The sequence below is a fragment of the Myxococcus qinghaiensis genome, from assembly GCF_024198215.1.
Classification (GTDB): Bacteria; Myxococcota; Myxococcia; order Myxococcales; family Myxococcaceae; genus Myxococcus; species Myxococcus qinghaiensis.
In genome coordinates, this window is the sequence record NZ_JAKCFA010000031.1 from 18,258 (window position 1) to 43,714 (window position 25,457).

27 protein-coding genes are annotated in these 25,457 nt (G+C 70.2%); 20 read left to right on the top strand and 7 right to left on the bottom strand.

What is annotated here, in order from left to right; genetic code table 11:
- The first annotated feature begins 23 nt into the window (after window positions 1-23).
- From LZ199_RS39975 to LZ199_RS40005, 7 genes are all read left to right on the top strand, one after another.
- The gene (locus LZ199_RS39975; RefSeq protein ID WP_253999064.1) at window positions 24-1,418 is read left to right on the top strand and encodes a hydroxymethylglutaryl-CoA reductase, degradative; all 1,395 of its coding nucleotides are present in this window, start codon (window positions 24-26) and stop codon (window positions 1,416-1,418) included.
- Between the two features lie 115 nt (window positions 1,419-1,533).
- Window positions 1,534-3,210: a sensor histidine kinase gene (locus LZ199_RS39980; protein WP_253999065.1), complete on the top strand. Its 1,677-nt coding sequence runs from the start codon at window positions 1,534-1,536 to the stop codon at window positions 3,208-3,210.
- The gene (locus LZ199_RS39985) at window positions 3,207-4,550 is read left to right on the top strand and encodes a sigma-54-dependent transcriptional regulator (RefSeq protein ID WP_253999066.1); all 1,344 of its coding nucleotides are present in this window, start codon (window positions 3,207-3,209) and stop codon (window positions 4,548-4,550) included. The genes LZ199_RS39980 and LZ199_RS39985 overlap by 4 nt, the downstream gene beginning before the upstream one ends.
- A 231-nt stretch (window positions 4,551-4,781) precedes the next feature.
- Window positions 4,782-6,323 (top strand): SulP family inorganic anion transporter, encoded by a 1,542-nt coding sequence (locus LZ199_RS39990; RefSeq protein ID WP_253999067.1) that lies wholly within the window; start codon window positions 4,782-4,784, stop codon window positions 6,321-6,323.
- Complete coding sequence (locus LZ199_RS39995; protein WP_253999068.1) at window positions 6,320-7,084, top strand: carbonic anhydrase; 765 nt, start codon at window positions 6,320-6,322, stop codon at window positions 7,082-7,084. Before LZ199_RS39990 ends, LZ199_RS39995 begins: the two co-directional genes overlap by 4 nt.
- A 105-nt stretch (window positions 7,085-7,189) precedes the next feature.
- Window positions 7,190-8,032: a sulfite exporter TauE/SafE family protein gene (locus LZ199_RS40000; protein ID WP_253999069.1), complete on the top strand. Its 843-nt coding sequence runs from the start codon at window positions 7,190-7,192 to the stop codon at window positions 8,030-8,032.
- A complete protein-coding gene (locus tag LZ199_RS40005; protein WP_253999070.1) occupies window positions 8,029-8,484 on the top strand; it encodes a DUF1634 domain-containing protein in 456 nt (151 codons plus the stop codon). Before LZ199_RS40000 ends, LZ199_RS40005 begins: the two co-directional genes overlap by 4 nt.
- A gap of 7 nt (window positions 8,485-8,491) precedes the next feature.
- Here the strand turns inward: LZ199_RS40005 and LZ199_RS40010 are convergent, their stop codons facing one another.
- The 6 genes from LZ199_RS40010 to LZ199_RS40035 all read right to left on the bottom strand — a co-directional run bounded on the left by LZ199_RS40010 (window position 8,492) and on the right by LZ199_RS40035 (window position 13,598).
- Window positions 8,492-8,995 (bottom strand): SixA phosphatase family protein, encoded by a 504-nt coding sequence (locus tag LZ199_RS40010; protein ID WP_253999071.1) that lies wholly within the window; start codon window positions 8,993-8,995, stop codon window positions 8,492-8,494.
- Window positions 8,996-9,054: 59 nt separating this feature from the next.
- A complete protein-coding gene (locus LZ199_RS40015; protein WP_253999072.1) occupies window positions 9,055-9,999 on the bottom strand; it encodes a metallophosphoesterase family protein in 945 nt (314 codons plus the stop codon).
- A gap of 12 nt (window positions 10,000-10,011) precedes the next feature.
- On the bottom strand, window positions 10,012-11,367 hold the full coding sequence (locus LZ199_RS40020; RefSeq protein WP_253999073.1) for a sensor histidine kinase: 1,356 nt from the start codon (window positions 11,365-11,367) through the stop codon (window positions 10,012-10,014).
- A 12-nt stretch (window positions 11,368-11,379) separates the two neighbouring features.
- Window positions 11,380-12,060 (bottom strand): response regulator, encoded by a 681-nt coding sequence (locus LZ199_RS40025; protein WP_253999074.1) that lies wholly within the window; start codon window positions 12,058-12,060, stop codon window positions 11,380-11,382.
- A gap of 108 nt (window positions 12,061-12,168) precedes the next feature.
- Window positions 12,169-12,678, bottom strand: coding sequence for a hypothetical protein (locus LZ199_RS40030; protein ID WP_253999075.1), 510 nt, complete (start codon window positions 12,676-12,678; stop codon window positions 12,169-12,171).
- Window positions 12,675-13,598 carry a hypothetical protein gene (locus tag LZ199_RS40035; protein ID WP_253999076.1) on the bottom strand — a complete coding sequence of 308 codons (924 nt, stop codon included), beginning with the start codon at window positions 13,596-13,598 and terminating at the stop codon, window positions 12,675-12,677. The genes LZ199_RS40030 and LZ199_RS40035 overlap by 4 nt, the downstream gene beginning before the upstream one ends.
- 163 nt (window positions 13,599-13,761) lie before the next feature.
- Here LZ199_RS40035 and LZ199_RS40040 point away from each other — a divergent pair, with 163 nt between their 5' ends.
- On the top strand, window positions 13,762-14,364 hold the full coding sequence (locus tag LZ199_RS40040) for a YceD family protein (protein ID WP_253999077.1): 603 nt from the start codon (window positions 13,762-13,764) through the stop codon (window positions 14,362-14,364).
- A 130-nt stretch (window positions 14,365-14,494) separates the two neighbouring features.
- Here LZ199_RS40040 and rpmF read toward each other — a convergent pair whose 3' ends face one another.
- The gene (gene rpmF, locus LZ199_RS40045; RefSeq protein WP_141644364.1) at window positions 14,495-14,683 is read right to left on the bottom strand and encodes a 50S ribosomal protein L32; all 189 of its coding nucleotides are present in this window, start codon (window positions 14,681-14,683) and stop codon (window positions 14,495-14,497) included.
- A gap of 451 nt (window positions 14,684-15,134) precedes the next feature.
- On the opposite strand from rpmF, the gene plsX reads away from it, so the two are divergent.
- The 12 genes from plsX (at window position 15,135) to ribH (ending at window position 25,456) form a co-directional block, all read left to right on the top strand.
- Window positions 15,135-16,196, top strand: a complete 1,062-nt coding sequence (plsX, locus tag LZ199_RS40050; RefSeq protein ID WP_253999078.1) for a phosphate acyltransferase PlsX — start codon at window positions 15,135-15,137, stop codon at window positions 16,194-16,196.
- A gap of 53 nt (window positions 16,197-16,249) precedes the next feature.
- Window positions 16,250-17,233, top strand: coding sequence for a beta-ketoacyl-ACP synthase III (locus LZ199_RS40055; RefSeq protein ID WP_323390240.1), 984 nt, complete (start codon window positions 16,250-16,252; stop codon window positions 17,231-17,233).
- A 42-nt stretch (window positions 17,234-17,275) separates the two neighbouring features.
- On the top strand, window positions 17,276-18,208 hold the full coding sequence (fabD, locus tag LZ199_RS40060) for an ACP S-malonyltransferase (protein ID WP_253999080.1): 933 nt from the start codon (window positions 17,276-17,278) through the stop codon (window positions 18,206-18,208).
- A 4-nt stretch (window positions 18,209-18,212) separates the two neighbouring features.
- Window positions 18,213-18,959 carry a 3-oxoacyl-[acyl-carrier-protein] reductase gene (gene fabG / locus LZ199_RS40065; protein WP_253999081.1) on the top strand — a complete coding sequence of 249 codons (747 nt, stop codon included), beginning with the start codon at window positions 18,213-18,215 and terminating at the stop codon, window positions 18,957-18,959.
- A gap of 105 nt (window positions 18,960-19,064) precedes the next feature.
- Window positions 19,065-19,307 (top strand): acyl carrier protein, encoded by a 243-nt coding sequence (acpP, locus tag LZ199_RS40070; protein WP_163869745.1) that lies wholly within the window; start codon window positions 19,065-19,067, stop codon window positions 19,305-19,307.
- Window positions 19,308-19,391: 84 nt separating this feature from the next.
- Window positions 19,392-20,648, top strand: coding sequence for a beta-ketoacyl-ACP synthase II (gene fabF, locus LZ199_RS40075; protein ID WP_253999082.1), 1,257 nt, complete (start codon window positions 19,392-19,394; stop codon window positions 20,646-20,648).
- A gap of 21 nt (window positions 20,649-20,669) precedes the next feature.
- Window positions 20,670-21,113 (top strand): ribose 5-phosphate isomerase B, encoded by a 444-nt coding sequence (gene rpiB, locus LZ199_RS40080; RefSeq protein ID WP_163869683.1) that lies wholly within the window; start codon window positions 20,670-20,672, stop codon window positions 21,111-21,113.
- A 38-nt stretch (window positions 21,114-21,151) separates the two neighbouring features.
- Window positions 21,152-22,408: a serine hydroxymethyltransferase gene (locus tag LZ199_RS40085; protein WP_253999083.1), complete on the top strand. Its 1,257-nt coding sequence runs from the start codon at window positions 21,152-21,154 to the stop codon at window positions 22,406-22,408.
- A gap of 31 nt (window positions 22,409-22,439) precedes the next feature.
- Window positions 22,440-22,943, top strand: coding sequence for a transcriptional regulator NrdR (gene nrdR, locus LZ199_RS40090; RefSeq protein ID WP_253999084.1), 504 nt, complete (start codon window positions 22,440-22,442; stop codon window positions 22,941-22,943).
- A 12-nt stretch (window positions 22,944-22,955) separates the two neighbouring features.
- Window positions 22,956-24,119, top strand: a complete 1,164-nt coding sequence (ribD, locus tag LZ199_RS40095) for a bifunctional diaminohydroxyphosphoribosylaminopyrimidine deaminase/5-amino-6-(5-phosphoribosylamino)uracil reductase RibD (RefSeq protein WP_253999085.1) — start codon at window positions 22,956-22,958, stop codon at window positions 24,117-24,119.
- Window positions 24,120-24,247: 128 nt separating this feature from the next.
- Window positions 24,248-24,910 (top strand): riboflavin synthase, encoded by a 663-nt coding sequence (locus tag LZ199_RS40100; RefSeq protein WP_253999086.1) that lies wholly within the window; start codon window positions 24,248-24,250, stop codon window positions 24,908-24,910.
- Between the two features lie 39 nt (window positions 24,911-24,949).
- Entirely contained in the window at window positions 24,950-25,456 is a 507-nt protein-coding gene (ribH, locus tag LZ199_RS40105; RefSeq protein WP_253999087.1) for a 6,7-dimethyl-8-ribityllumazine synthase, read from the top strand.
- The last annotated feature ends 1 nt before the right edge of the window (window position 25,457 follow it).

Sequence of the window (25,457 nt, forward strand, 5' to 3'; positions counted from 1 at the left end):
ATTGTGTCGATGTGAGGTGATTGATGGCTGAGGAGCTGGTGGATACCCAGGGTGCTCGTGGCAATGAGTCAAATCAGTCGGTATTTTCCGGCTTTCATCATTTGTCGTTGGAGGAGCGTCGCGAGCGTCTGGAATCGGGACTGGGGCTCGATACGGAGGCGTTGGAGGGGCTCACCGGAGCCAGGGGGCTGACCATGGAGTCGGCCCTGTCGATGGCGGAGAACGCGGTGGGGCTCTTCAGTCTGCCGCTGGGGCTGGGGCTGCATCTGAAGGTCAACGGGCGGGAGTACGCGGTGCCCATGGTGGTGGAGGAGCCGTCCGTCATCGCGGCGGCCTCCTTCGCCTCGAAGCTGGTGGGCGCGGCGGGAGGTTTCATCGCGGACGCGGACCCGTCGATGATGATTGGTCAGATTCAGCTCACCCGCTTCGGGCCGCCGAGCTTCGCCATGGCGCGCATCCTGGAAGCGCGCACGGAGCTGCTGGCGCTGGCCAACGGCCTGCACCCGAACATGGAGCGTCGAGGCGGCGGTGCCAAGGACGTGGAGGTCCGGCTGCTGCCGCCACCAGAGGGGCCCGGCATGGAGCCGCTGCTGGTGGTGCACGTGCACGTCGACACGCAGGAGGCCATGGGCGCCAACCTGGTGAACACGATGATGGAGGGGCTGGCGCCCCGCATCGAGCAGCTCACCGGGGGCAAGGTCTACCTGCGCATCCTCTCCAGCCTGTCGGACCGGAGGCTGGCCCGCGCGCGCTGCTCGATTCCGGAGCGGGCGCTGGCGGACTTCGGGCTGAGTGGCGGGGAGATCGCCGAGGGCGTCGTCCAGGCGAGCCGCTTCGCGCTGGCGGACCCGTACCGCGCCGCGACGCACAACAAGGGCATCATGAACGGCATCGACGCGGTGGCGCTCGCCACGGGGCAGGACTGGCGCGCCATCGAGGCGGGCGCGCACGCCTATGCGGCTCGCGGGGGGCGGTATGGCCCGCTGTCGGTGTGGCGCCGGGAGGCGGGCCACCTCCTGGGTGAAATCCAGCTGCCGCTGGCGCTGGGCACGGTGGGGGGCTCGCTGCTGGCGCACCCGGGCGTCCAGGCCGCGTTCAAGGTGCTGGGGCAGCCCTCCGTGCAGGAGCTGGCGTGCATCTTCGCGTCGGTGGGGCTCGCGCAGAACCTGGCGGCGATTCGCGCGCTGGGCTCGGTGGGCATCCAGCGCGGCCACATGTCGCTGCACGCGCGCACAGTGGCGTCCAGCGTCGGCGCGCCGCCCGAGTGGGTGGAGGCCATCGCCGCGCTGCTCGTCCAGGAGGGCGAGGTGAAGGTGGACCGGGCGCGGCAGGTGTTGGACCGGATGCGCGGGGGCGGGGAGCCCGTGACGCTGACGCCGTCCGCGCTGCGCACGGGGCTCCAGGACGAAATCGAGTAGGGCCCGCGTCCGGGGGAAGGGGAGGGGGCCCTGAGCGCGGAGGAACCCGGCGCCGCCGCGTGTTCTGGTTCCCACCCGCCTTGGGGCTGTGCCACAACGGCGGGGTGAGCCCCCCATGACTCCGCCTGACCCGCACTCCTCGCCGCCTTCGTCCCCACCGCTGCGCACCCTGCCGGTGCCCACGCTGACCCCCACGCCGGGCGAGCTGGCGCAGACGCAGCGGCGCGGTGGCCGCTCGGCGCTGCTCGGCCTGGGGCTGGTGGGCGTCGTGGCGCTGACGAGCCCCGTGCTCGGCTACCTGGAGGACGTGGGCAACGCGCGCGAGGAGCTCTTGGGGCACCTGTCCAACCAGGCGCGAGTCCAGGCCGATGCCCTGGGCGTCCACCTGCTGCTGCTGGAGGCGGAGCTGGCGCGCGTGGCGGGACACCCCACGCTCCTCCCGGAGGACGGGGCGTCCCCCGCGGAGCAGGCGCTGCTCGACAGTGCCTTCTACCACTCGTCCCTCTTCTCGGAGGGCGTGGCCCTGCTCGGTCCGCGAGGCGAGCGCGTGTGGAGCGACCCGCCCGGCATGTCGCTGGGGGCGTCCCCCATCACCCGGCGCCCGTGGTTCCAGCGGATGGTGGAGCGCAAGGCGCCGACCATCGACCTCCTGGAGGGCGAGGGCGGGCCGCTGGTCGTCGCGGTGCCGATGATGAAGGAGGGCCAGCTCAAGGGCGTGCTGCTCGGCGAGGTGCGCACGGAGGCGCTGCCCACGCGCTCCACGGAGGAGACGGCGCTGTTCCTGATGGATGCGCGCGGCCGGCTGCTCCTGCCGTCGTCGCCCTTCTCCCACCAGGAGGACTTCTCCGGGGCGCTGCGCTCATTGGCGCGGGCGCCGGGGCCGCTGGTGCTGGAGGGAAACCGGCTGATGGGCGCGGCGGCGTGGGTGGGCCGCAGCGAGCTGCTCCTCGTGGTGCTGGAGGACGAGGAGTCCGCCACGTCCGGGCTGCGCTCGCGCTTCCTGCGCCAGCTCGCCTTCCACATCGCGCTGCTCACCTGCACGCTGGGCCTGTTCCTCGTCCTGCTGCGGCATTCCTACCGCTCGCTGCTGGCCGCGGAGGAGCGGCTGCGCCGGCAGGAGACGATGGCCGCGCTGGGCACCGCCGCGGCGCTCATCGCCCACGAGGTGAAGAACGCGCTCAACGGCATCCAGGCCGCCCTGTCCGTGCTGCGAACGACGCCCGCGGGCAGCGAGCTGCCGGTGCGGGGCCTGCGCTCCCAGGTGGAGCGGCTGGGGCACCTGGCGCGCTCGCTGCTCTCGTTCGGCGCCCCTCGTGCCGCGATGCGGCGCAGCTGCGAGCTGCACCTGCTGGTGGAGGAGGCGCTCCAGGCGGTGCGCATGCTGCCGGAGTCGGAGGAGGTGGAGCTGCGCACGTCGCTGGAGGAGAACCTGGCCGTCCAGGGTGACGCGGCGCTCCTCGTCTCGGCCATCGACAACCTGGTGCGCAACGCGGTGGAGGCGGGCGCGGTCGCGAAGGACACGGGCCTGAGGCCCGCGCCCTGGGTGGCGGTGAACCTGTCGCGGGACGGCGAGGAGGCGCTGCTGGTGGTGGAGGACAACGCGGGAGGCGTGGACCCCCGGCTGGAGCCCCGGCTGTGGGAGCCTTTCGCCACCGGACGCGCGAAAGGCGTGGGCCTGGGGTTGCCCATGGCGCGCACGTCCGTGGAGGCGCATGGTGGAAGCCTGACCTATACCCGCCGTCCACAGGGCAGCCTCTTCACGCTGCGGCTGCCGCTGGAGCGCACCACATGAGCATCCATCTGCTGTTGGTGGACGACGACCGCACTTTCGCCTCGCTGGCCGCCACCGTGCTGCGTCACGAGGGCTTCCGGGTGACGCTGGCGCACTCGCTCCATGACGCTCGCGCGGCGCTCGCCCGGCAGGCCCCCGAAGTCGTCGTGTTGGACCGCCGCCTGCCGGATGGAGACGGCATCCACCTGCTGCCGGAGCTGCGCGCGCAGTTCCCCGACACCGCGGTGATGATGGTGACGGCGCACGGCGATATCGCCAGCGCCGTGGACGCCATCAAGCAGGGCGCGCGCGACTACCTGTCCAAGCCGGTGGAGCTCGACGACCTGGTCCTGCGCGCGCGCCGCGCCGCCGCGGACCTCCAGCTCCACGAGCGGCTGCGTCAGGCGGAGAGCGAGCTGGGCGGGCGGCGTCGGCTGTTGCGGCCGCGCGCGCCGGCGATGGTGGCCGCGCTGCAGATGATTGAGCGCATCGCCACCGCGCCCCGCAGCCCGGTGCTGATTACGGGCGAGACGGGCGCGGGCAAGGAGGTGCTCGCGCGCCACCTGCACAACGTGCAGGGCAACCAGGGCCCCTTCGTCCACGTCAACTGCGCCGCGCTGCCCTCCGCGCTGGTGGAGAGCGAGCTGTTCGGCCACGAGCGGGGCGCCTTCACCGACGCGCGCGCGGCCCGGCGCGGGCTGGTGGAGGTGGCCGACGGCGGCATCCTCTTCCTCGACGAGATTGGCGAATTGCCGCTCAGCCTCCAGGCCAAGCTGCTCACCTTCCTGGACCAGGGTGCCTTCCGCCGGCTGGGCGGGACGACGGAGCTGACGAGCAACGCCCGCGTCGTCACGGCCACCAACCGCGACCTCACGCGCGAGGTGGCGGAGGGCCGCTTCCGCGAGGACCTGTACTTCCGCCTGAGCGTCTTCCGCGTGGAGATTCCGCCGCTGCGCCAGCGCCGCGAGGACGTGCTGCCGCTGGCGGAGTCGCTCCTGGTGGAGCTGTGCGCGGAGCTGGGGCGCAGGCCCGTGGACTTCTCCGACGCCGCGAAGGCGCGCCTGGCGCGCTACCCGTTTCCGGGCAACGTGCGCGAGCTGCGCAACGTGCTGGAGCGCGCGCTGGTGCTCGAGCCCGGACCCGCGCTGGAGCTGCAGGCCCTGGAGCCGAGAGGTCCCCTGGGGCCGTCCGCCACGGACCCGGACGCCTTCGTGGTGTCGGGTGCCCCTCGCACGCTGGACGAGGTGGAGCGCCTGTACGTGAAGCATGTCCTCGGACGGCTGGACGGCCGGCGGATGGAGGCGGCCAAGGCCCTGGGCCTCTCCTACCCCACGTTCCTGCGCAAGCTCGACGAGTCCTGAGGCGTCGGGCGGGCCCTGACGACGCGCCAGGCAGGGGCTTCAAGTTCCTTGCTCAAGTTTCTTGAAGTCCCGCGCGGCCACTTGAAGTTCCTTTCATTGGCAGGCCGCTCCCGGGCGCCGTAACTCTCAGTAAATTCATGCACTTGGGTCATGGCACGGTCATTGCCATGACGCACCGCGAGACTCAGCGTGCGCCACCGTGGGTGGCGTCTTCTCGTGGAGGTGTGTGGCATGACGACGAGTGATGGGAACGCTGGCTCGGCCTGGAAGAACCTGGCCGCTGACCTGCCCGCTTCCCTCGTGGTTTTCCTGGTGGCGCTGCCCTTGTGCATGGGCATCGCGCTGGCTTCGGGTGCGCCCATCGTGTCGGGCCTCATCGCCGGCGTGGTGGGTGGCGTGGTGGTGGGCCTCTTGGGTGGCGCGCCACTTCAAGTGAGTGGGCCCGCGGCCGGCCTGGCGGTGATGGTGTTCGGGTTCATCCAGACCATGGGTCTGGCGATGACGTGCGCGGCGGTGGCCGTGGCGGGCGTGCTGCAGATGATTTTCGGCGGGCTCAAGGTGGCCCGCGCGGCGCTGGCCATCTCGCCCGCCGTGATTCACGGGATGCTGGCGGGTATCGGCATCCTCATCGTGCTGGGGCAGGTGCACATCGTCCTGGGTGGCAGTCCCCAGTCGAGCGCCTTCCAGAACATCAAGGAGTTGCCGGAGCAGATCATCGGCCTGCATGGCCCGGCCGCGGTGCTGGGCCTGGTCACCATCGGGTTGATGGTGGTGTGGCCGTTCCTGGCCAAGGGCAAGCTGAAGCTCGTGCCGGCGCCGCTGGTGGCGGTGGTGGGCGCGACGGCGGCGTCGGTGTTCTGGGGCGCGGACGTGGCGCGCGTGGTGCTGCCGGACAACGTGTTCAGCAACATGCAGCTTCCGACGATTCCCACCGGCAACTGGGGAGCGTTCATCGCGGCGGTGCTGTCGCTGGCGCTGGTGGCGAGCGCGGAGTCGCTCCTGTCGGCGGTGGCCACGGACAAGATGCACACGGGGCCGCGGGCCAACCTGGACAAGGAGCTGTTCGCGCAGGGCGTGGCGAACACGGTGTCCGGGCTGGTGGGCGGTCTGCCGATTACCGGCGTCATCGTCCGCAGCGCGGCGAACATCTCGGCGGGCGCGAAGTCGCGCTGGTCCGCCATCATCCACGGCGTCTTGCTGCTGGTCTTCGTCACCACGCTCGGTTCGGTGGCGGGCCTGGTGCCGCTGACGGTGCTGGCGGGTCTGCTCGTCGTCGTGGGCACCAAGCTGGTGAACCTGCACCACATCCGCGAGCTGCAGAAGCGCGGCGAGGTGCTCGTCTACGCGGTGACGGTGGCGGGCGTCGTCGGCATCAACCTGCTGGCGGGCATTGGCCTGGGATTGATGGTGGCCATCCTCCGGTTGTTGTGGCGGCTGGGCAGCGTGAAGGTGGACGTCAAGGAGACGCATGGGGAGTACCTCGTGCGCGTGACGGGCTCGCTCACCTTCGTCGGCGTGCCGCGGCTGTCCATGGCGCTGGCGCAGGTTCCCGCGGGCTCCAGGGTGAAGGTGGACCTGTCCGTGGAGACGCTGGACCACTCGGGCTTCGAGGCCATCGAAAGCTGGAGTGACACGCATCGCAAGACGGGTGGCTCGGTCGTCATGGAGTCGCTCGAAGAGGTCTGGGTCCGCAGTGGGACGTCCAAGTCCTCCAGTTCCGAAGTCGGTTCGCAGGTCTCCACCAACACTCTTGCCTCTGAAGGTGCCCGATGAAGAAGCTCATCCGTGGTCTGCTGGACTTCCAGCTCAAGAGCCGGCCCGCCTACCGAGACGTGTTCGCGCGACTGGCCAACGGGCAGTCGCCCGATTGTCTCTTCATCTCCTGCTCCGACAGCCGCCTGGTGCCCAACCTCATGGTGTCCACGGACCCCGGCGACCTCTTCGTGGTCCGCAACGTGGGCAACCTGGTGCCGCCGTCGGACAAGCACGGCGTCTCCATGGGGGACCAGTCCGAGGCCGCGGCGCTGGAGTTCTCCATCGCCAACCTGGAGGTGGAGGACCTGGTCATCTGCGGCCACTCGAGCTGCGGCGCGATGAAGGCGGTGCTGGGGGGCGGCGAGGTGGCCGGTGCCCCCAACCTCTCCGCGTGGCTTTCGCACGGCAAGCAGTCCCTGGCGACGCTCAAGGCGGGGACGACGGTGGGCGAGGGACTGCCCGAGTACGACAAGCTGTCGCAGCTCAACGTGCTGCAGCAACTGGAGCACGTGTCCAGCTACCCGCTGGTGAAGGAGCGCGTGGCGGCGGGCAAGCTGCGGCTGCACGGGTGGTGGTTCGACATCGCCAGCGCCCAGGTGCACGTGTGGCGTCCGGCCCACGGCCGCTTCATCCCCATGACGGAGCTGGTGGGAGAGGCGCTCTTGCGCGAGCTCGGCGGCGACCCGCTCTACCACCCCGACGAGGGCCGGGCGGCGAACCAGGCGGGGCCCGGCGAGGGTGTCGCCCGGATCCACTCCGTGGCGGCCAGCGGACACTGAGCGGCGGACTGTCGTAGCAGGCAGGCAAGGGGCACGGCCCGCACGCGGCCGTGACTCCTGATTGGAAATCCGGCGCTGGAGAGGAAGGATGCGGCCTGGCGCCGCATGACCCCCTTCCTCTTCACGTTCGTCGTCCTGGGCTTCTCCGTCGGCGCGGGACTGCTGGGCTCGCTGCTGGGCATTGGCGGCGGGCTCATCCTCATCCCGGTGCTCACCCTGCTATTGAAGGTGGACATCCACTACGCGGTGGGTGCCTCCATCGTCTCCGTCATCGCCACGTCGAGCGGCGCCGCGGCGGCGTACGTGCGCGAGCGCATGGCGAATTTGCGCGTGGCCATGTTCCTGGAGCTGGCGACGACGGCGGGCGCGCTCACCGGGGCCTTCCTGTCGGGCCGGGTGGGCGGGCGCGGGGTGTACCTGGTCTTCGGCGCCGTCATGGCCTGCTCGGCGCTGGTGATGCTGCGGCGGATGAATTCGACGCAGGTCGCTCCGGTGCCCGAGGACGCGCTGGCGGACCGGCTGGGGCTGCATGGCAGCTACTGGGACGAGTCCACGGGGCGCGAGGTGGGCTACCGCGTCACCCGGCCGCTGGCGGGGCTGGGGTTGATGTACGTGGCGGGCACGGTGAGCGGCATGCTGGGCATCGGCTCGGGCGCGCTGAAGGTGCCCGCCATGGATTTGACGATGCGGCTGCCGCTGAAGGTCTCCACGGCCACCAGCAACTTCATGATTGGCGTGACGGCGGCGGCCAGCGCGGGCGTCTACTTCGCGCGAGGCCACATCGACCCGTTCATCGCCGGCCCCGTGTGCGTGGGCGTCACGCTGGGCGCGTGGCTGGGCTCGCGGCACCTGATGGCGAAGGTGAATGCGTCGTGGCTGCGCGCGCTCTTCGTCTGCTTGTTGCTATGGGTGGCCCTCGAGATGCTGCGCAAGGGGTGGACGTCATGAGCGAAGCGCCGTCGTCCGAGCCTCGTCCCCCGCAGCCCGCCAGCGTCATGGTGCCCCCGGGGCCGGAGGCGGTGCCCCTGGTGCCGGAGCTGCTCATCAGCGACCTGCTGCGCTACGGCGTCCTCATCAGCCTGTCGCTGGTGACGCTGGGCACGACGGTGACGTTCTTCCGCCACCCCGACTACCTGGTCTCATCCGAGGCGCTGGAGCGCCTCACCGCGCCGCACCCCGTGCCGCACGGGCTGGCGGACGTGGTGGCGGGCGCCATGGCCGCGCGCGGTCAGTCCTTCGTCATGGCGGGGCTGTTGGTGATGATGGCCGTGCCGGTGATGCGCGTGGCGCTGTCGCTGCTCATCTTCCGGCAGCAGAAGGACCGGCTCTACGTGGCCATCACCACCGTGGTGCTGACGCTGCTCCTGGTGTCCTTCCTCGTGGGCGCGGCGGAGGGCTGAGCCCTGCTCACTCGTGCGTGTCGTAGCGCTTGAGCGCGCGGCCCGGCGCGGCCCACCAGACGAACTGGAAGCCCGCGTCATCCCCCGTGGACTGGAGCGCCACGGCGGTGCCCTTGCGCAGCTTCTCCGGCGCCTGCGTGTCGTCGCCCAGCGCGAGCGCGAGCGCCTGCTCCAGGGAGGGGTTGTGGCCCACCAGCGCGAAGCCCGGCCCCAGCTCCCGCGCCAGCTCGAGGATGCGCCGGGCGCCGCTCCTGCGCGGCACCAGCGCGGGGTGCACCTCCACGCGCGACAGGCCCAGGGCCTCGGCGAGCAGCTCCGCCGTCTGGACGGCGCGGACCAGCGGACTGGTGACGATTCCCCGCAGCGGGGTGAGGCGGGCCAGCTTGCGCGCGTGCTGACGGAAGAGGGCGCGGCCCTCCGGGGTGAGGGCGCGGGCTTCGTCACCCAGGACGTGGGTGTCCTCGGCCTTGGCGTGGCGGACGAGCAGCAGCGGCAGTTCGCGAGCGGACATGGTGGCCTGCCTCAACCACCCTCCACCCGTCCGGGCAAGCAACGTCCTGGCGACAAACCTCAGCCGTCCAGGTCGTTCAACACATCCAGGGGCAGCGGAGTCGCATCCGTCACGGTGCCGTCCATGTCCGTGGGCAGCGAGGCGGGGTCCATGTCCGGAGGCGCACGGCCTTCCATGGGCACCGCCGCGTTGCGGATGGGGGCGCCCGGTGGAGGCCGCAGCACGGGGCCCGGAGGCGGCAGGCCGGAGTGGCGGCGCGCGGCTTCCATCAGCGCGTTGTGGTGGCGGTAGCGCGCCTCCACCAGCTTGTGGATGAGCAGCGGGCCACCGGGGACACGGCGCGCGGTGAGGGCCTGGGTGGCCTTGCGCACCGGGTAGCGCACCCGGCGAATCTGCACGCGCCAGCCCTTGGGCGTGTACGTGAAGACGCCGTAGGCGGGGCGCAAATCTCCGTCGCGCGGAATGCCCGCGCTGGCCACGTCGGCGATGAGCATGCGGCCCACCCGGCGGCGGTAGGGGAAGTGCAGGTGGCCGAAGGCGCACGCCGCCGCGTCCAGGTGCGCGAAGTAGCGGCGCACCGCGACGTCATCCAGCGTGGGGTCCAGCGACTCCTCGAGGTTGCGCGGGTTGGCGTGGCAGACGAAGAGGTCCTGTCCCTTGCGCGGCGTGTAGCGCACGGAGAAGGGCAGGGCGCCCAGCTGGCGCAGGTGCGCGTCGCCGAGCTGGTCTCTCGTCCAGCGCAAGAGCTCCGTCTTCCAGTGGTCTCTCTCGCGGTACGCACCGCCCAGGTAGTTCCCGGCGAGGTAGCAGTCGGTGTTGCCCATCAGCACCGAGTCGCAGCGGTCGAAGAGCAGGTCCACCGTCTCGCGAGGGTGCGCTCCGCGCAGCGCGAGGTCGCCCGCGGCGACGATGAAGTCGGGCGCCACGGAGCGCGCGATGTCCTCCAGGACGGCCTCGCAGGCGGGGAGGTTGCCGTGAATGTCCGCGAGGATGGCGACCCGCATGGTCGTGCCATCCTACCCCGTCGCAGACCGAGCGGGAGCCGCCTGGGGCAGAAAAATGGTGAAGGTGCTGCCCTCGTTCGGTTGGCTCTCGACCTTGACCTCGCCGTCCATGGCCTGGAGCAGGTGCTTGACGATGGAAAGACCCAACCCGGTGCCTCCCATGTCCCGGCTCCGGCCCTTGTCCACCCGGTAGAAGCGCTCGAAGATGCGCGACAGGTGGCGCGGCTCAATCCCCACCCCGGTGTCCCGCACCCGCACCACGCACCGCCCGTCCTCACACGCCCCGTCCACGTCCACCCGGCCCCCCGCCGGCGTGTACTTCACCGCGTTGTCCAGGAGGTTGAGCAGCACCTGCTCCACCGCGCGTGGGTCTCCCACCGCCACCAGCCCCGCTGGGACGTGGAGTGAAACCACCTGGCCCTTGCCCTCGGCCTTGGGGCGCACGGTGTCGGCGGCGCGGGCGGCGGCCTCCGCCAGGGGGACGTCGGTGAGGTTCAGGCTCACCTGCTGCGACTCCAGGCGCGACAGCTCCAGCAGGTCCTCCACCAGCTCGGACAGGCGCTCGGACTGGCGGTGGATGATTTCCACCATGCGTGGCGCCACCTGCGCGTCGCCGAGCGCCCCGCCCTGGAGCGTCTCCGCGTAGCCGCGGATGGCGGTAATCGGCGTGCGCAGCTCGTGGGAGACGTTGGCGACGAAGTCCTGGCGCACCTTCTCCAGCCGGCGCAGCTCGGTGACGTCGTGGAAGACGGCGGCGCTGCCCGGCAAGTCGCGCCCCAGCGGCGTCACGCGCACGGACAGGGTGCGGGGGAACAGGCCTTCCAACTCCAGCTCCAGGTGGGTGGAGGCCCCCTCCAGGCAGCCGCGCATGACGGCGTCGTGGAGCTGGTCATCGCGCAGGACGGCCAGGGGGCGCTGCCCGACGATGGGGGCGCCCGTCTGGAGGATGTTCCGGAGCGCGTCGTTGTGGCGGACCACGGTGCCCTCCGCGTCCGTCACCCAGATGCCCTCGGCCATGCTGTCCAGCACGGCGGAGAGGGTGCGGGACTCCTGGTTCAGCTCCGTGTTTCGCGCGGACAGGCGGGTGTGCAGCGTGTCGATGGCGCCCTCCAGGCTCGCCACCTCCTCCAGCCGGTCCGGGTCCGGCGCCGAGCCACCGCTGCCCTCGGCGCGGCCGCGCGTGCTGCGCGCCAGCCGGTCCAACTGCCGCTGCAGCGCGCCGCGGCTCAGGCCCAGCGCCATGAGGGAGCCCGCCAGGGTGATGAGCGCCACGGGCACCGCGGCGCCCGGCGTGCCCAGCATGGCCACGAGCAGCCCGACAAGAGTGGCCGGCAGGAGCAGCGGCAGGAGCGTGTAGCGCAGGGGCATGAGGCCGAACGCCTAGGGAGGACTGAGCTTGTAGCCGACGCCGCGCACCGTCTCGATGATGTCGCCCGCGGGGCCCAGCTTCTCCCTGAGGCGCTTGATGTGCGTGTCCACCGTGCGGGTGTGGATCTCCGCCTGGATGCCCCAGACGTCGGAGAGGAGGACCTCGCGCGTCTGCACCCTGTCGCTGCGCTCCAAGAGCGTGCGCAGCAGGCGGAACTCCAGCGCGGTGAGGACCACCTCCACGTCCTTCACGCGCACCTGGTGGCGGGACGTGTCCAGGAGGATGTCCCCGGCGGCGAGCACCTGCGCGGGCCCCTCGTCGGCGTCGCCCCGGCGCAGCACCGCCTTGACGCGCAGGAGCAGCTCCCGCACGGAGAAGGGCTTCACCACGTAGTCGTCCGCACCCAGCTCCAGGCCCTGCACGCGGTCCGACTCCTGGCCCTTGGCGCTGACGATGATGACGGACGTCTTTCGCAGCTCCGGGTCCTGCTTGAGCATGCGCAGCACTTCGCCGCCCGCGATGTCCGGCAGCATCATGTCCAAGAGCAGCAGGTCGGGGGGATTCGCCCGGGCGCGGGCCAGGCCTCCGGCGCCGGTGTTCGCCGACTCCGTCTCGAAGCCCGCTGCCCGGAGGTTGTATTCGACGAGCCCGGCGAGGTCCTGCTCGTCCTCGATGATCAGGATGCGCGTCATAAGGTCCTCTGGGGTGTCCTCGGGTGGCTCGGCGAAAGAAGGTGTAGCGGAAAGGGGCCGCGAGCGTGGGTGTCATGGGCACCCGCGAGGACGCGGGCGCCGGCTCGCTCAGGGGGAGATGGAGGGGTCGCAGGACTGCTCGGTCAGCACGAGCGGCGCGGCGACCACCGGCACGTTGTCGCCGGAGTTGACGACCTTGAGGTAGTTGCAGGAGCTGCCGAGGAAGCGCGACGGCGAGCCCACGGCGATGGCCTCGATGACGAGCGCGTAGTCGCGGCCCACGGGCACGTCCACCTCCAGGGCCTGGCCGACGCCGTTCTGCATCGCGGCCAGGTCCACGGTGAAGCGCAGCGCGCGACCCTCGTTGCCGCGCACGTCCTCCAGCACCACCAGGTCCTCTCGCTTGACCTGGGTGTTGAGGCAGGTGCGCTGCAGCTCGGTGCAGCTGCGCCGCGAGCCGTCCTTCAGCACGCTCACCTGGAGCGCATGGACCTCGCTGGCCACGGCGCGGGACATCGTCACGTCCAGGCCGAAGCGGCCCACCGTCGCGGAGTCATCGGGGCCGCACGCGCAGAGGACGGCGGCGAGCGGCAGGAACTTCAGGATGCGGAGGCTCATGGCTGGGCGGGGTCCACGCGGATGGTGATGGGGACGCGGCCGCGGTCCTCGGAGGAGGAGAGGGCCACCACGCCGGCGGTGCCACCAATGGCCACCGCGCCCACGGCCACCCAGAGCCAGGCGCTCTTGTACCAGGGGCGTCCCTCGGAGACCTCGGCGGCGGCCGCCGTCGAGCGCTGCGGTGCCACCTGGAAGAGCAGCGGCTGGAACGAGTCGCCCCGGCCGGCGAGCCGGCGCTGCGCGGCGTCCACCACCTCGAAGTAGTACTCCACCTCGTAGGGCTCCGGCTCCACGGGCACGTCGTAGGCGGGGACGACGGCGCGGAAGCGCTCCTTCTCGCCACGGTCCTTCGCGAAGTCCACGGAGTTGTAGGCCTGGTCTCCGGCGCGCCGGTAGAACAGCCGCGCGCGGGCACCCAGCGCCAGCTCCTGGATGGTGGCCTCCACGACGATGGGCTCGCCACCGGGCGGGTCCGGAATCGGGTCCACGTCCAGCGTCACGGGCCTCACGCGCCGGCTGCGGATGTCCTCCTTGATTCGCGCGTAGAGCGAGCGCAGCTTGGGAGGCGCGGTGCGGGGCAGCTCGTAGTCGGGGCGGGCCTGGAGCAGCTTCTCGTAGGCCTCGCGCGCCTGGTCCTCGTCGCCCAGGTACAGGGCGGTGAGGCCGAGCAGGCGGTAGAGCTCCACCAACTGGTCGTCGGTGACGTCCGGGGCGTCCAGGCCCGCCTGGAGCGTGCGGCGGGCCTCTTCGAACTCGCCGTCGTCAATTTGCTCGCGGGCGCGGGTGATTTCTGGGCTTGCTGGCCCGAGCTGGGAGAGGGCGGGCGCGGGGAAGAGGGGACGGGCAAGCCCCGGTGGAGCCAGGAGGCCCACGACGAGGAAGAGTGCCCCCACGCGCAACGGCAATTCGTGCCTGTGCATCAAACCGACCCTATCAAAGCGTTGTCTGGAGGATCCACGAAGGCCACCCCACCGGTGGTGACGGCGCAGTGACATCTTCGCGGTGCTGTTGAACCCGGGCGTGTTGACGGTGGAGGGGCCGCCCTCTATGTTGCCCGCCCAATTTTACCTGGATGTCGCGTAAATGCTCGTAAAGGTTGAACAAATTCATGAGGCGGGGCTGAAGCTGGACGAGCCCATCTCGCCGGAGCTGCTGAGCACCGCGCTGGAGGGGACGACGTCCGGGTTGGACACCGGCTTCCGGGCCACGCAGGCATCCCAGCTCAAGGCCACGCTGCGCAGGGTGAGCGGCGGGGTGCTGCTGAACGGCAACTTCACCGTGCACGTCACCAGTCCCTGCAAGCGCTGCCTCAAGGACGTGGAGCTGGCCCAGCCCGTGGTCTTCTCGCTGAACCTGGTGCCCGAGTCGATGGTCCGGGGCGACGACTTCAAGGACGAAGACGAGAAGTCCATGGAGAAGAAGGAGCGCCAGCAGGGGGAGACGGGCGGCTCGTTCGAAATCGATGGCGTGGACCAGGAGGTCTTCAATGGGAAGACCATCGACCTGGACCCTATCGTCCGCGAGCAGCTGCTGCTGGCCCTGCCGATGAACCTGGTCTGCAAGGACGACTGCAAGGGCCTGTGCTCGCAGTGTGGAACGAACCTCAACGAGGCCCAGTGCGAGTGTGACACGAAGCAGGTGGATCCCCGCCTCGCGGCGCTGAAGAACATCAAGCTCGGCAACTGAAGTCCGGTGAGGACGCCGGCCCCGGTGGGATTCGGGGCCGGAAAAGAGCAAGGGCCGCGACCTCCGATTGGGGAGGCGCGGCCCTTCGTGCTGCTCGACGCCCCTCTTCAGGAGCGTCACTGGCAAGGCCTCAGGCCTCGGCTTGGGGCAGCAGCTCCCGCCCCTTGTACTGGCCACACGACGTGCAGGCGCGGTGAGGCATCACCGGCTCCTTGCAGTTGGGGCACTTGGTCACCTGCACGGCGGTGCGCAGGTTGTTGTTGCCAGCGCGACGAGTGTCACGACGCATCTTCGAAGTACGCTTCTTGGGGACGCCCACGGCTCACCTCTGTCTCACGCGCTGTGCCGGGGTCCCCGGCTGCCTGCGCAACATGTCGGTCAACACCGGCCTGGAAGCAGTCGCGACGAACTCGCGTACTCCCGGTCCGGCTTGAAAGGCGGCGGACCCTAGCGGCTCATCAGGCCCGAGTCAATGCGCGTGTACTGCCCAGTCACACCACGAAGTGTCTCGGGGCCGCCCGACCGCCAGATACCTCACGCGGTCCGCCGGGACAACGCTGGTGATGGGCTCATTTCTGCCCGCCCTCGTGGATCATCCCAACCCGGGAGCCTCCCACGCGAGCCACCCCGGCGCCGCCCACCTGGACCCACCCCACGTGGGGAGGCAAGCGAGTCGTTGCCCCCCTGGGAGGTTCCTGGTGTGCTGCGCGCCGCCCGGCGGACCGGGTGGGTTTCTGGATGACACGCACGCAGGCACGGAGAGGGCGCGGATGAGGCTGGTCCTGGACGCGATGGGGGGAGACTACGCGCCGGGGGCGCCGGTGGAGGGCGGGGTGCTCTTCGCCCGGGCCCACCCCGAGCACGAGGTCGTCCTCGTGGGCGACACGGCCCGGGTGACGCCCTTGTTGGGGCGAGGGCTGCCTCCGCCCAACCTCCGCGTGCACCACGCGTCCGAGGTGGTGGAGATGGATGACCACGCCTCCACCGCCTTCCGCCGCAAGCGGGACTCGTCGCTGCGGGTGGGCTTCGAGCTGGTGAAGGACGGGCACGGGGACGCGCTGGTGTCCGCGGGCAACTCGGGCGCGGTGATGGCGGGCGGGTTGATGACGCTGGGCCGGCTGCCGGGCGTGGAGCGTCCCGCCATCGCCGCGCTCTTCCCCGCGCTCAAGGGCGGCGGGCGCTGCCTGCTGCTGGACGCGGGCGCGAACGTGGACTGCCGCCCGTCGCACCTGGCGCAGTTCGCCGTGCTGGGCGAGGCCTATGTCCGCCTGCTGCTGGGCGTGGCCCGTCCCCGGGTGGCGGTGCTGTCCAACGGCGAGGAGGCCTCCAAGGGCACGCTCCTGACGCGCGAGGCGAGCGATTTGCTGCGCCAGTCAGACCTGGACTTCGCCGGCTACGTGGAGGGCAAGGACCTCTTCTCGGGTGACGTGCAGGTGGTGGTGACGGACGGCTTCACCGGGAATGTCGTCCTCAAGACATCCGAGGGCGTGGGCATGGGCGTCATCGGCATGCTGCGTCAGGCCATCGAGAAGCGGGGCGGATTGTCCGAGAAGCTGGGGGCGCTCCTGCTCCAGCCGGCGCTGAAGGGCCTGCGGAAGATGGTGGACTACGCCGAGTACGGAGGCGCTCCACTGCTGGGCTTGCGGGGCGTGGGAATCGTGGCCCACGGGCGCTCCTCTCCTCGGGCCATCCACAACGCGCTGGGGGCCGCGCTGGCCACCGCGAAGGGGGGACTCCAGGAGGAGCTGACGCAATGCATCGCCCGCGCCTCCGCCTGGCTCCCTACCCACCCGAGGGGAAAAAGAGGGACAGAGGAAGCCGTTTCCGATTAGAGACCGGCGCCTGGGCGTTGGGTTCGATGAAGCTCCTCTTGCGGAGAACCCTCGTGGCATGCACGCAGATCATCGGCACCGGCTCCTACGCTCCCTCCCGGGTCATCACCAACCAAGAGCTGGAGGCGTGCGTGGACACGTCCGATGCCTGGATTCGTGAGCGCACGGGAATCCACGCGCGGCGGCGCGCCGCGGACGACGAGGCCACCAGCGACCTGGCCGTCGCCGCCTCGCTGAAGGCCCTTGAGATGGCGGGCGTGGCGCCGGAGGAGCTGGACCTCATCGTCGTGGGCACCATCACCGCGGACATGCCCATGCCCTCGTGCGCCGCCTTCGTGCAGGCGAAGCTGGGCGCGCGCCGGGCCTTCGCCTTCGACGTGGCCGCCGCGTGCGCGGGCTCGCTGTACGCGATGAGCATCGCGGATCAATTCATGCGCTCGGGCCACGTGAAGCGGGCGCTGGTGGTGGGCGCGGAGCTGCTCACGCGGGTGGTGGACTGGACGGACCGGAACACCTGCGTGCTCTTCGGAGACGGGGCGGGGGCCATGGTGCTGGCGCCCTCGGAGGCGGAGGGGCGGGGCATCCTCTCCACCCACCTGTTCACCGACGGGACGCTCGCGGACGCGCTCACCATTCCGGGCGGCGGCTCTCGCACGCCGATGACGGAGGAGGGCGTCCGGGCCCACCTCCACAAGCTGAAGATGAAGGGGCGCGAGGTGTTCCGCTTCGCGGTGCGCGCGCTCGTGGATTCCACGCGGGGTGCGCTCGCCTCTCACGGGTTGACGGCGCGGGGCGTGGACCACGTGATTGCCCACCAGGCCAATGTCCGCATCCTGGACGCGGCGCTGGAGCGGCTGGAGATTCCCCGCGACAAGTGCTGGCTGAACCTGCACAAGTACGGCAACACGTCGTCCGCGTCCCTGCCCATGACGCTGGACGAGGCCCACCGCGCCGGAAGGCTCCGGTCCGGAGACGTCATCGCGATGATGGCGATTGGCGCGGGCATGACGTGGGGCAGCGCGGTGGTGCGCTGGTAGTCGGGCAACGGGACTGGACGTTTCAGGAGGCAGAGACCGCACATGGCGAAGGTCGCATTCGTGTTTCCCGGGCAGGGCAGTCAGGCCGTGGGGATGGGCAAGGACCTCTTCGAGAAGTTCCCGGAGGCCCGCGCCGTCTTCGAGGCCGCTGACGACGCGCTCGCCGAGAGCCTCTCCAAGCTCTGCTTCGAGGGGCCAGAAGATGCGCTGAAGCTCACGGCCAACACGCAGCCGGCCATCCTCACGGTGTCGGTGGCGGCGCACGCCGTGTTTTCGAAGCGGGGCCCGGCGGCGTCGTTCGTCGCGGGCCACTCGCTGGGCGAGTACTCCGCGCTGGTGGCCGCGGGCGCCATGTCGCTGGGCGACGCGGCGAAGTCCGTGCGGGCGCGCGGCGGCTTCATGCAGGAGGCGGTGCCCGCGGGCGTGGGCGCCATGGCCGCGATTCTGGGCCTGGAGCCGGCGAAGGTGAAGGCGGCCTGTGAAGAGGCGGCCGAGGGCCAGGTGGTGTCTCCGGCCAACTACAACTCGCCCGAGCAGACGGTGATTGCCGGCGACGCGGCGGCGGTGGAGCGCGCGGGCGTGAAGTGCAAGGAGGCCGGGGCCAAGCGGGTGATGCCGCTGCCCGTGTCCGCGCCCTTCCACTGCGCGCTGATGGAGCCGGTGAAGCCGAAGTTGGCGGCGGTGCTGGGCGGCGTGAAGCTGGTGGCGCCGTCGGTGCCGGTGGTGACGAACGTGGAGGCCAGGCCCAACTCGGACGTGGCGCGAATCGTCCCGCTGCTGCTGGAGCAGGTGAGCGCGCCGGTGCGGTGGATTGAGTGCGTGGAGGCGCTGAAGGCCGAGGGCGTCACGCGCGTGGTGGAGCTGGGCCCGGGCAAGGTGCTGTGCGGCCTCATCAAGCGCATCACCAAGGACATCGAACTCTTCAACGTCGAGGACGCCGCGAGCCTGGAGAAGGTCCTCGCGGCGCTGGGGTGAGCGCATGAGCTTCAAGGACAAGGTGGTGCTGGTGACAGGTGGCTCGCGCGGCATCGGCCGTGCGTGCGCGGTGGCCTTCGCGAAGGCGGGCGCCTCCACGGTCATCATCAGCTATGCGGGCAACGAGGCGGCGGCCCAGGAGACGGTGGGTCTGCTCACCGCCGAGGGCGCCAAGGCGGAGGCCCTGCGCTTCGACGTGGCGGACACCGACGCCTGTACGAGCGCCGTGGAGGGCATCGTCAAGGCGCACGGCCGGCTGGACGTGCTCGTCAACAACGCGGGCACGGCGGTGGACGGCCTGGTCATGCGGGTGAAGGACGAGGACTGGGACAAACAGCTCGACACCAACCTGCGGGGCCCTTTCGCCCTCATCCGCGCGGCCTGCAGGCCGATGATGAAGCAGCGGGGCGGCGCCATCGTGAACGTCACCTCCGTCGTGGGAGATATGGGCAACCCCGGCCAGTCGGCCTACTCGGCGGCCAAGGCGGGGCTCATCGGCTTGACGAAGACGGTGGCGAAGGAGCTTTCCAGCCGTGGCATCCGCGTCAACGCCGTCTCCCCGGGTTTCATCTCCACGGACATGACGGCCCACCTGAATGACGACCTGCGCCAGAAGATGATTGGCGGCATTCCGCTGGGCAGGCTGGGCACCCCGGAAGAGGTGGCCCAGGCCGTCCTCTTCCTCTCAGGTGACGCTTCGACCTACATCACCGGCGAGGTCCTGAAGGTCAACGGCGGCATGTACATGTAACCCAAGGTTGGATTGCCGGCGGCCGTGGGATATACCGCGCCGGCTTTCGACAGGGCTCGGGAAGCCTTCCGGGCCTACATCTGGTTCCTGGAGGGTTCAGCACTTATGTCGACGTCCGTAATTGAGACCAAGGTCAAGGGCATCATCGCCGATCAGCTTGGGGTGGGTGAGGATGAGATCAAGCCCGAGTCTTCCTTCATCGAGGACCTTGGCGCCGACAGCCTCGACATCGTGGAGCTCGTGATGGCGATGGAAGAGGAGTTCGAGGTCGAAATCCCCGACGAGGAGGCCGAGAACATCAAGACCGTCGGCGACGCCATCAACTACATCACCACCCACAAGAAGTAGGCAGCACCACGGCGTGCCGGGGGGCGGGGAGATGCCGCGTCCAGCGCGGCGTCCCCGGCGTCCCAGGCGCCACCGGAGAGGACCGTGTCACACCGTCGAGTCGTCATCACCGGTACCGGGCTCATCTCGGCACTGGGTACAGGAACCGAGAAGAACTGGCAGGCGCTGCTTGCCGGCACTTCAGGCATTTCCCTCGTCTCTCGCTTCGACCCCAAGAAGATAGACACGCGAATCGCCGGCGAGGTGAAGGACTTCGAGCCGGAGAAGTTCATCGACAGGCGCGAAGTGCGCCGCATGGACCTCTACGCGCAGTACGCCATGGCCGCGGCGGCGATGGCGGTGGAGGAGTCTGGGCTTCCCGTAGGCCCGGACGTGCCGCACGGCTACACGCCGGAGCGGGTGGGCGTCATCGTGGGCTCGGGCATTGGCGGCATCTCCTCCTTGGAGGAGCAGCACCGCAAGGGCCTGGAGAAGGGGTTCGACCGGCTGTCGCCCTTCTTCATCATCCAGATGATCGTCAACATGGCGCCTGGCCTCATCTCCATGCGCTACAACTGCAAGGGGCCCAACTGGGCTCCTGTGTCCGCTTGCGCCACCAGCGCCCACGCCATTGGCGAGGCCTGGAAGTCCATCAAGCTGGGCGAAACGGACGCGGCCATCGCCGGCGGCGCCGAGGCGGCCATCACCCCTCTGGGGCTGGGTGGCTTCTCGGTGATGAAGGCGCTGTCCACGCGCAATGATGACCCGGCAGCGGCCAGCCGCCCGTTCGACAAGGACCGTGACGGCTTCGTCATGGGCGAGGGCGCGGGCATGCTCATCCTCGAGGAGATGGAGGCCGCGAAGAAGCGCGGCGCCAAGATTCTCGCGGAGCTGGTGGGCTATGGCGCCAACTCGGATGCGTACCACGTGACGCAGCCGGCGCCGGAAGGCGAGGGCGCGGCGCGCTGCATGCGGCTGGCGCTCCAGTCCGCGGGGATGAACCCGGAGGACGTGGGCTACATCAACGCCCACGGCACCTCCACGCCCTTCAACGACGCGAACGAGACGAAGGCCATCAAGGCCGTGTTCGGCGACCACGCCCGCAAGGTGGCGGTGTCGTCGACCAAGTCCATGACGGGCCACATGCTCGGCGCGGCGGGCGGCTACGAGGGCGTCGTGAGCGCGCTGGCGCTGGCGCGCGGAATCCTTCCGCCCACCATCAACCAGACGAGCCCGGATCCGGAGTGTGATCTGGACTACGTGCCCAACAAGGCCCGCGAGGCCAAGGTGGACGCGGTGATGAGCAACTCGTTTGGATTCGGTGGCACCAACGCGGTGCTGCTGTTCAAGCGCTTCAGCTAGGTGCAGGAGAGGAGACCCCGCGTGAAAGTCATTCTTGCTTCGGACCACGCGGGCCTGGAGCTCCGCCAGGAGTTGGTGGCGGCGCTCAAGGAGCGCGGCGTGGCCCACGAGGATGTGGGTCCATTCGCGCGGGACTCGGTGGACTACCCGGACTTCGCGGCCCGGGTGTCCAAGGCGGTGACGTCCGGTGAGGCCACCCTGGGCGTGCTGGTGTGTGGCACCGGCATTGGCATGAGCATCGTCGCCAACAAGCACCGGGGCATCCGAGCGGCCCTGTGCACCACGGAATTCGAAGCGCGCATGGCGCGCGCCCACAATGACGCCAACGTGCTGTGCCTGGGCCAGCGCGTGGTGGGCTCGGGCGTGGGCCGGGCCATCCTGGAGGCGTTCCTCGGCACCGCGTTCGAGGGCGGTCGCCATGAGCGGCGCGTACAGATGATTCGCGAGGCCGAGTCCCAGGGCTAGTGGCCGTCGCGGTACCCGTTGTCGAGAGGAAAGCCGCCATGGAGAACACCCGCACTCTGGCCGACGTGGACCCCGAGATTGCCCGGACGGTCCGTGAGGAGACGCAGCGCCAGGAAGATGGCCTGGAGCTGATCGCCTCCGAGAACTTCGTCAGCCCCGCCGTCATGGAGGCGGTGGGCTCCGTGCTCACCAACAAGTACGCGGAGGGCTACCCCGGCAAGCGCTACTACGGCGGCTGCGAAGTGGTGGACGTGGTGGAGAACCTCGCCATCGACCGCGCGAAGCAGCTGTTCGGCGCCGACTTCGTCAACGTGCAGGCGCACTCCGGCAGCCAGGCGAACATGGGCGCGTACATGGCGCTGATGAAGCCGGGCGACACGATGCTGTCCCTGGACCTGAACTCCGGCGGCCACCTCACGCACGGCGCCACGTTCAACTTCTCCGGCAAGCTCTACAAGGTCGTCCACTACGGCCTGACGCGCGAGACGGAGACCATCGACTTCGCGCAGGTGCAGTCGCTGGCCCGCGAGCACAAGCCCAAGGTCATCGTCGTGGGCGCCAGCGCCTACCCGCGCACGCTGGACTTCGCGAAGTTCCGCGAAATCGCCGACGAGGTCGGCGCGGCGATGATGGTGGACATGGCGCACATCGCGGGCCTGGTCGCCGCGGGCGTGCACCCCTCGCCGGTGCCCTTCGCGGACATCGTCACCAGCACCACGCACAAGACGCTGCGCGGTCCGCGCGGTGGCCTGGTCATGGGCCGCGAGCCCTACGCCAAGAGCATCAACAGCCAGATCTTCCCCGGCATCCAGGGCGGTCCGCTGATGCACGTCATCGCCGGCAAGGCGGTGGCCTTCCGCGAGGCGCTGACGCCCGAGTACAAGACGTACCAGCGCCAGATTGTCGCCAACGCGCAGGCGCTGGCGGAGGCGCTGAAGGCCGCCGGGCTGCGGCTGACGTCGGGAGGCACGGACAACCACCTGATGCTGGTGGACCTGCGGCCCAAGAAGCTCACGGGCAAGGTGGCCGAGGAGGTGCTCGGCAAGGCGGGCATCACCGTGAACAAGAACATGATTCCGTTCGACCCGGAGAAGCCGATGGTGACGTCGGGCGTCCGGGTGGGCACGCCGGCCATCACCACGCGCGGCATGCGCGAGGCGGAAATGGCGACGGTGGGCAAGCTCATCGGCGCGGCGCTGGACGCGGCGCAGGACGACGCGGCGCTCGCTCGCATCCGCGGCGAGGTGAAGGAACTCTCCCAGGGCTTCCCCCTGTACGCCTCGCGCCTCAAGTAATCGAAGGGACCAGGAGCTCAGCTCCGTCTCCATGCGCTGCCCGTTCTGCCAGGACGCCGAAAACAAGGTCATCGACTCTCGCGAGTCGCACGAGGGCTCCGTCATCCGACGGCGCCGCGAGTGTCTGGCCTGCAAGCGCCGCTTCACCACGTACGAGCGGGTGGAGGAGCTCTACCCGCTCATCGTGAAGAAGGATGGCCGGCGCGAGGCGTTCGACCGGGAGAAGATTGTCAGCGGCCTTAAGAAGGCGTGCGAGAAGCGGCCGGTGTCCGCGGATCAGCTCGAGGAGACGGTGGTGGCCATCGAACGGCTGCTGCAGGGGATGGGCGAGAAGGAGATCAACTCGTCCGTCATCGGCGAGGAGGTCATGCGCCGGCTCCAGGAGCTGGACGAGGTGGCCTACGTGCGCTTCGCGTCCGTGTACCGGAGCTTCCGGGACATCTCCGAGTTCATGCACGAGCTGAAGGATTTGCTCGAGGACCAGGAGCGCGAGCGCAAGGCGAAGCCGCCCCTCGCTCCGGGCCGGGGAAGCTGAGAGGGACACACCATGCGGCTGCTCACGCGGGCCAGGTTGGAAGCCACCAGGGCGCCCCGGGCGAAACGGGCGGCGGACTTCGACCGCGCCGTGGCCGAGTTCTTCATGCGCATCGCGCTGGAGGAGGCCGCCAAGGGCCTGGGCCGCACCAGCCCCAACCCGGTGGTGGGCGCCGTCCTGGTGAAGGGTGGCCGCATCATCGCCCGCGGCTATCACAAGAAGGCCGGCACCGCGCACGCGGAGGTGGTGGCGCTGGAGGCCGCCGGCTCCCGCGCGAGGGGCGCGGACCTCTACTCCACGCTGGAGCCGTGTGACCACTACGGCCGCACGCCGCCGTGCAGCCTGGCCATCATCGAAGCGGGCGTGCGCCGCGTCTTCACCGGCTCCTCGGACCCGAACCCGAAGGTGAGCGGCAAGGGCGTGGCCCGGATGCGCCGCGCCGGGGTGAAGGTCGTCACCGGCGTGCTGCAGGAGGAGGCCGACAAGCTCAACCGGCCCTTCTTCAAGTCCATCCGCACGGGCATCCCCTGGGTGACGCTGAAGGCCGCGGCGACGCTGGACGGCAAGCTGGCCACGGCCACGGGGGACTCGCGCTGGGTGACGGGCGAGAAGGCGCGCGAGTGGGTGCACCGGCTGCGCGACTCCGTGGACGTCATCCTCGTGGGCGCGAACACCGTGCGCCACGACGACCCCAAGCTCACCACGCGGCTGCCCGGCGGGAAGGGCAAGGACCCGCTGCGCGTCGTGGTGGACAGCCACCTGCGCCTGTCGCCCGGCTACACCGTCTTCACCCAGAAGAGCCCCGCGCGCACCATCGTCGCCACGCTGGAGGACCCGGAGGGGCGCAAGGCGAAGCGCTTCCTGGCCCAGGGCGTGGAGGTGTGGCAGCTGCGCAAGAAGGGCGACCGGGTGGACTTGAAGGCCCTGCTGCGCCGGCTGGGCAAGTCCGGCCTCAACCACGTGCTCGTGGAGGGTGGGGCGGAGATGTACGGCTCCTTCCTGCGCGAGCACCTGGCGGACGAGCTGGCCCTGTTCCTCGCCCCCAAGCTGCTGGGACGCCAGGGCATGTCCTGGGCGGGTGACCTGGGCGTGAAGGAGATGACCCAGGCCCTCTCCGTGAAGGACCTCACCTTCGAGCAGCACGGGCAGGACATCCTGCTCCAGGCGCTGCTGTAGGCGTCCCTCCGAGACTCCGCCCGCGGGCTCATGCATGAGTCGGAGTGACGGGGCCGTTGAGTGGCGGACGTCGGGGGCCCCGGCTGTCCGTGGGCGTGGCGACGGCGGGTCCGTTATAAGCCCCCGTCATGTTCACCGGGCTCATTCAGGACATCGGCGGGGTGGAGCGCGTCATTCCGGGCGGGATGACGGACTTGTGGATTCGCACGTCGCTGGGCGCGGCGGCCTTCGCGCTGGGCGAGTCCATCGCCGTGGATGGCGCCTGCCTCACGGTGGTGGAGCGCACGGGGGACACCTTCCGCGTGCAGGCCGCGCCGGAGACGCTGCGGCGCACCACGCTGGACGCCGTGCGGCCGGGCGACCGCGTCAACCTGGAGCGGGCCCTGGCGCTGGGGGACCGGCTGGGCGGGCACCTGGTCTCCGGGCACGTGGACGGCGTCAGCACGGTGCTGGAGACCTGGCCGGAGGGCGGCTCGTGGGTGATGGTCTTCGGGCTGCCGGAGGCGCTGGCGCCGTACTTCATCGAGAAGGGCTCGGTGGCCATCGACGGCATCAGTCTCACCGTCAACACCGTGGGCGTGGACCGCTTCAGCGTCCAGCTGATTCCGGAGACGCAGGAGCGCACCACCCTGCGGGCCAAGAAGGTGGGCGCCCGGGTCAACCTGGAGGCGGACCCGATTGGGAAGTACGTGGCGCGCCTGTACCTGCTCCAGCGCGGGCAGGCGGGCGCTCCGGCCCCGGGTGGGGTGTCCGAGGCGGCCGTCCGGGCGGCGGGCTTCGGGACGCCGTAGCAGGCGACGGCGGAGCCTGGGTGGTGTAGGAAGCCCCGCATGCCTCGCTACATCGAAGGTGATTTCCTCCCCCCCAAGGGCCGCTTCGCCATCTGCGTCGCCCGCTTCAACGGCTTCATCACCGAGGAGCTGGCCAAGGGCGCTGTCGACACGCTGGTGCGCCACGGCGTGGCCGACGCGGACGTGGACGTGTACCGCTGCCCCGGCACCTATGAGCTGCCCGGGCTGGTGCGCCGCGTCGCGGAGTCTCGTCAGTACGCGGGAGTCATCGTCCTGGGCGCCGTCATCCGGGGTGGCACGCCTCACTTCGACTACGTCGCGGGCGAGTGCGCCAAGGGCATTGGCGCGGTGGCCTTCAGCGCCGCGGCGGCCAGCCCCCCGTCGGCCGTCACGTTCGGCGTGCTCACGTGTGACACGGTGGAGCAGGCCATCGACCGGGCCGGCGTGAAGGCCGGCAACAAGGGCTCCGAAGCCACGCTGGCCTGCATCGAGATGGTGAACCTGTACGGCAAGCTGGCCACGCTCGATGCGACGAGGAAGGGGTAGT

Excerpts from the sequence above, each read along its gene's own strand:
- LZ199_RS39975 (WP_253999064.1), top strand. The coding sequence starts at position 24 with ATGGCTGAGGAGCTGGTGGATACCCAGGGTGCTCGTGGCAATGAGTCA.
- LZ199_RS39980 (WP_253999065.1), top strand. The coding sequence starts at position 1,534 with ATGACTCCGCCTGACCCGCACTCCTCGCCGCCTTCGTCCCCACCGCTG.
- LZ199_RS39985 (WP_253999066.1), top strand. The coding sequence starts at position 3,207 with ATGAGCATCCATCTGCTGTTGGTGGACGACGACCGCACTTTCGCCTCG.
- LZ199_RS39990 (WP_253999067.1), top strand. The coding sequence starts at position 4,782 with ATGACGACGAGTGATGGGAACGCTGGCTCGGCCTGGAAGAACCTGGCC.
- LZ199_RS39995 (WP_253999068.1), top strand. The coding sequence starts at position 6,320 with ATGAAGAAGCTCATCCGTGGTCTGCTGGACTTCCAGCTCAAGAGCCGG.
- LZ199_RS40000 (WP_253999069.1), top strand. The coding sequence starts at position 7,190 with ATGACCCCCTTCCTCTTCACGTTCGTCGTCCTGGGCTTCTCCGTCGGC.
- LZ199_RS40005 (WP_253999070.1), top strand. The coding sequence starts at position 8,029 with ATGAGCGAAGCGCCGTCGTCCGAGCCTCGTCCCCCGCAGCCCGCCAGC.
- LZ199_RS40010 (WP_253999071.1), bottom strand. The coding sequence starts at position 8,995 with ATGTCCGCTCGCGAACTGCCGCTGCTGCTCGTCCGCCACGCCAAGGCC.
- LZ199_RS40015 (WP_253999072.1), bottom strand. The coding sequence starts at position 9,999 with ATGCGGGTCGCCATCCTCGCGGACATTCACGGCAACCTCCCCGCCTGC.
- LZ199_RS40020 (WP_253999073.1), bottom strand. The coding sequence starts at position 11,367 with ATGCCCCTGCGCTACACGCTCCTGCCGCTGCTCCTGCCGGCCACTCTT.
- LZ199_RS40025 (WP_253999074.1), bottom strand. The coding sequence starts at position 12,060 with ATGACGCGCATCCTGATCATCGAGGACGAGCAGGACCTCGCCGGGCTC.
- LZ199_RS40030 (WP_253999075.1), bottom strand. The coding sequence starts at position 12,678 with ATGAGCCTCCGCATCCTGAAGTTCCTGCCGCTCGCCGCCGTCCTCTGC.
- LZ199_RS40035 (WP_253999076.1), bottom strand. The coding sequence starts at position 13,598 with ATGCACAGGCACGAATTGCCGTTGCGCGTGGGGGCACTCTTCCTCGTC.
- LZ199_RS40040 (WP_253999077.1), top strand. The coding sequence starts at position 13,762 with ATGCTCGTAAAGGTTGAACAAATTCATGAGGCGGGGCTGAAGCTGGAC.
- plsX (WP_253999078.1), top strand. The coding sequence starts at position 15,135 with ATGAGGCTGGTCCTGGACGCGATGGGGGGAGACTACGCGCCGGGGGCG.
- fabD (WP_253999080.1), top strand. The coding sequence starts at position 17,276 with ATGGCGAAGGTCGCATTCGTGTTTCCCGGGCAGGGCAGTCAGGCCGTG.
- fabG (WP_253999081.1), top strand. The coding sequence starts at position 18,213 with ATGAGCTTCAAGGACAAGGTGGTGCTGGTGACAGGTGGCTCGCGCGGC.
- acpP (WP_163869745.1), top strand. The coding sequence starts at position 19,065 with ATGTCGACGTCCGTAATTGAGACCAAGGTCAAGGGCATCATCGCCGAT.
- LZ199_RS40085 (WP_253999083.1), top strand. The coding sequence starts at position 21,152 with ATGGAGAACACCCGCACTCTGGCCGACGTGGACCCCGAGATTGCCCGG.
- nrdR (WP_253999084.1), top strand. The coding sequence starts at position 22,440 with ATGCGCTGCCCGTTCTGCCAGGACGCCGAAAACAAGGTCATCGACTCT.
- ribD (WP_253999085.1), top strand. The coding sequence starts at position 22,956 with ATGCGGCTGCTCACGCGGGCCAGGTTGGAAGCCACCAGGGCGCCCCGG.
- LZ199_RS40100 (WP_253999086.1), top strand. The coding sequence starts at position 24,248 with ATGTTCACCGGGCTCATTCAGGACATCGGCGGGGTGGAGCGCGTCATT.
- ribH (WP_253999087.1), top strand. The coding sequence starts at position 24,950 with ATGCCTCGCTACATCGAAGGTGATTTCCTCCCCCCCAAGGGCCGCTTC.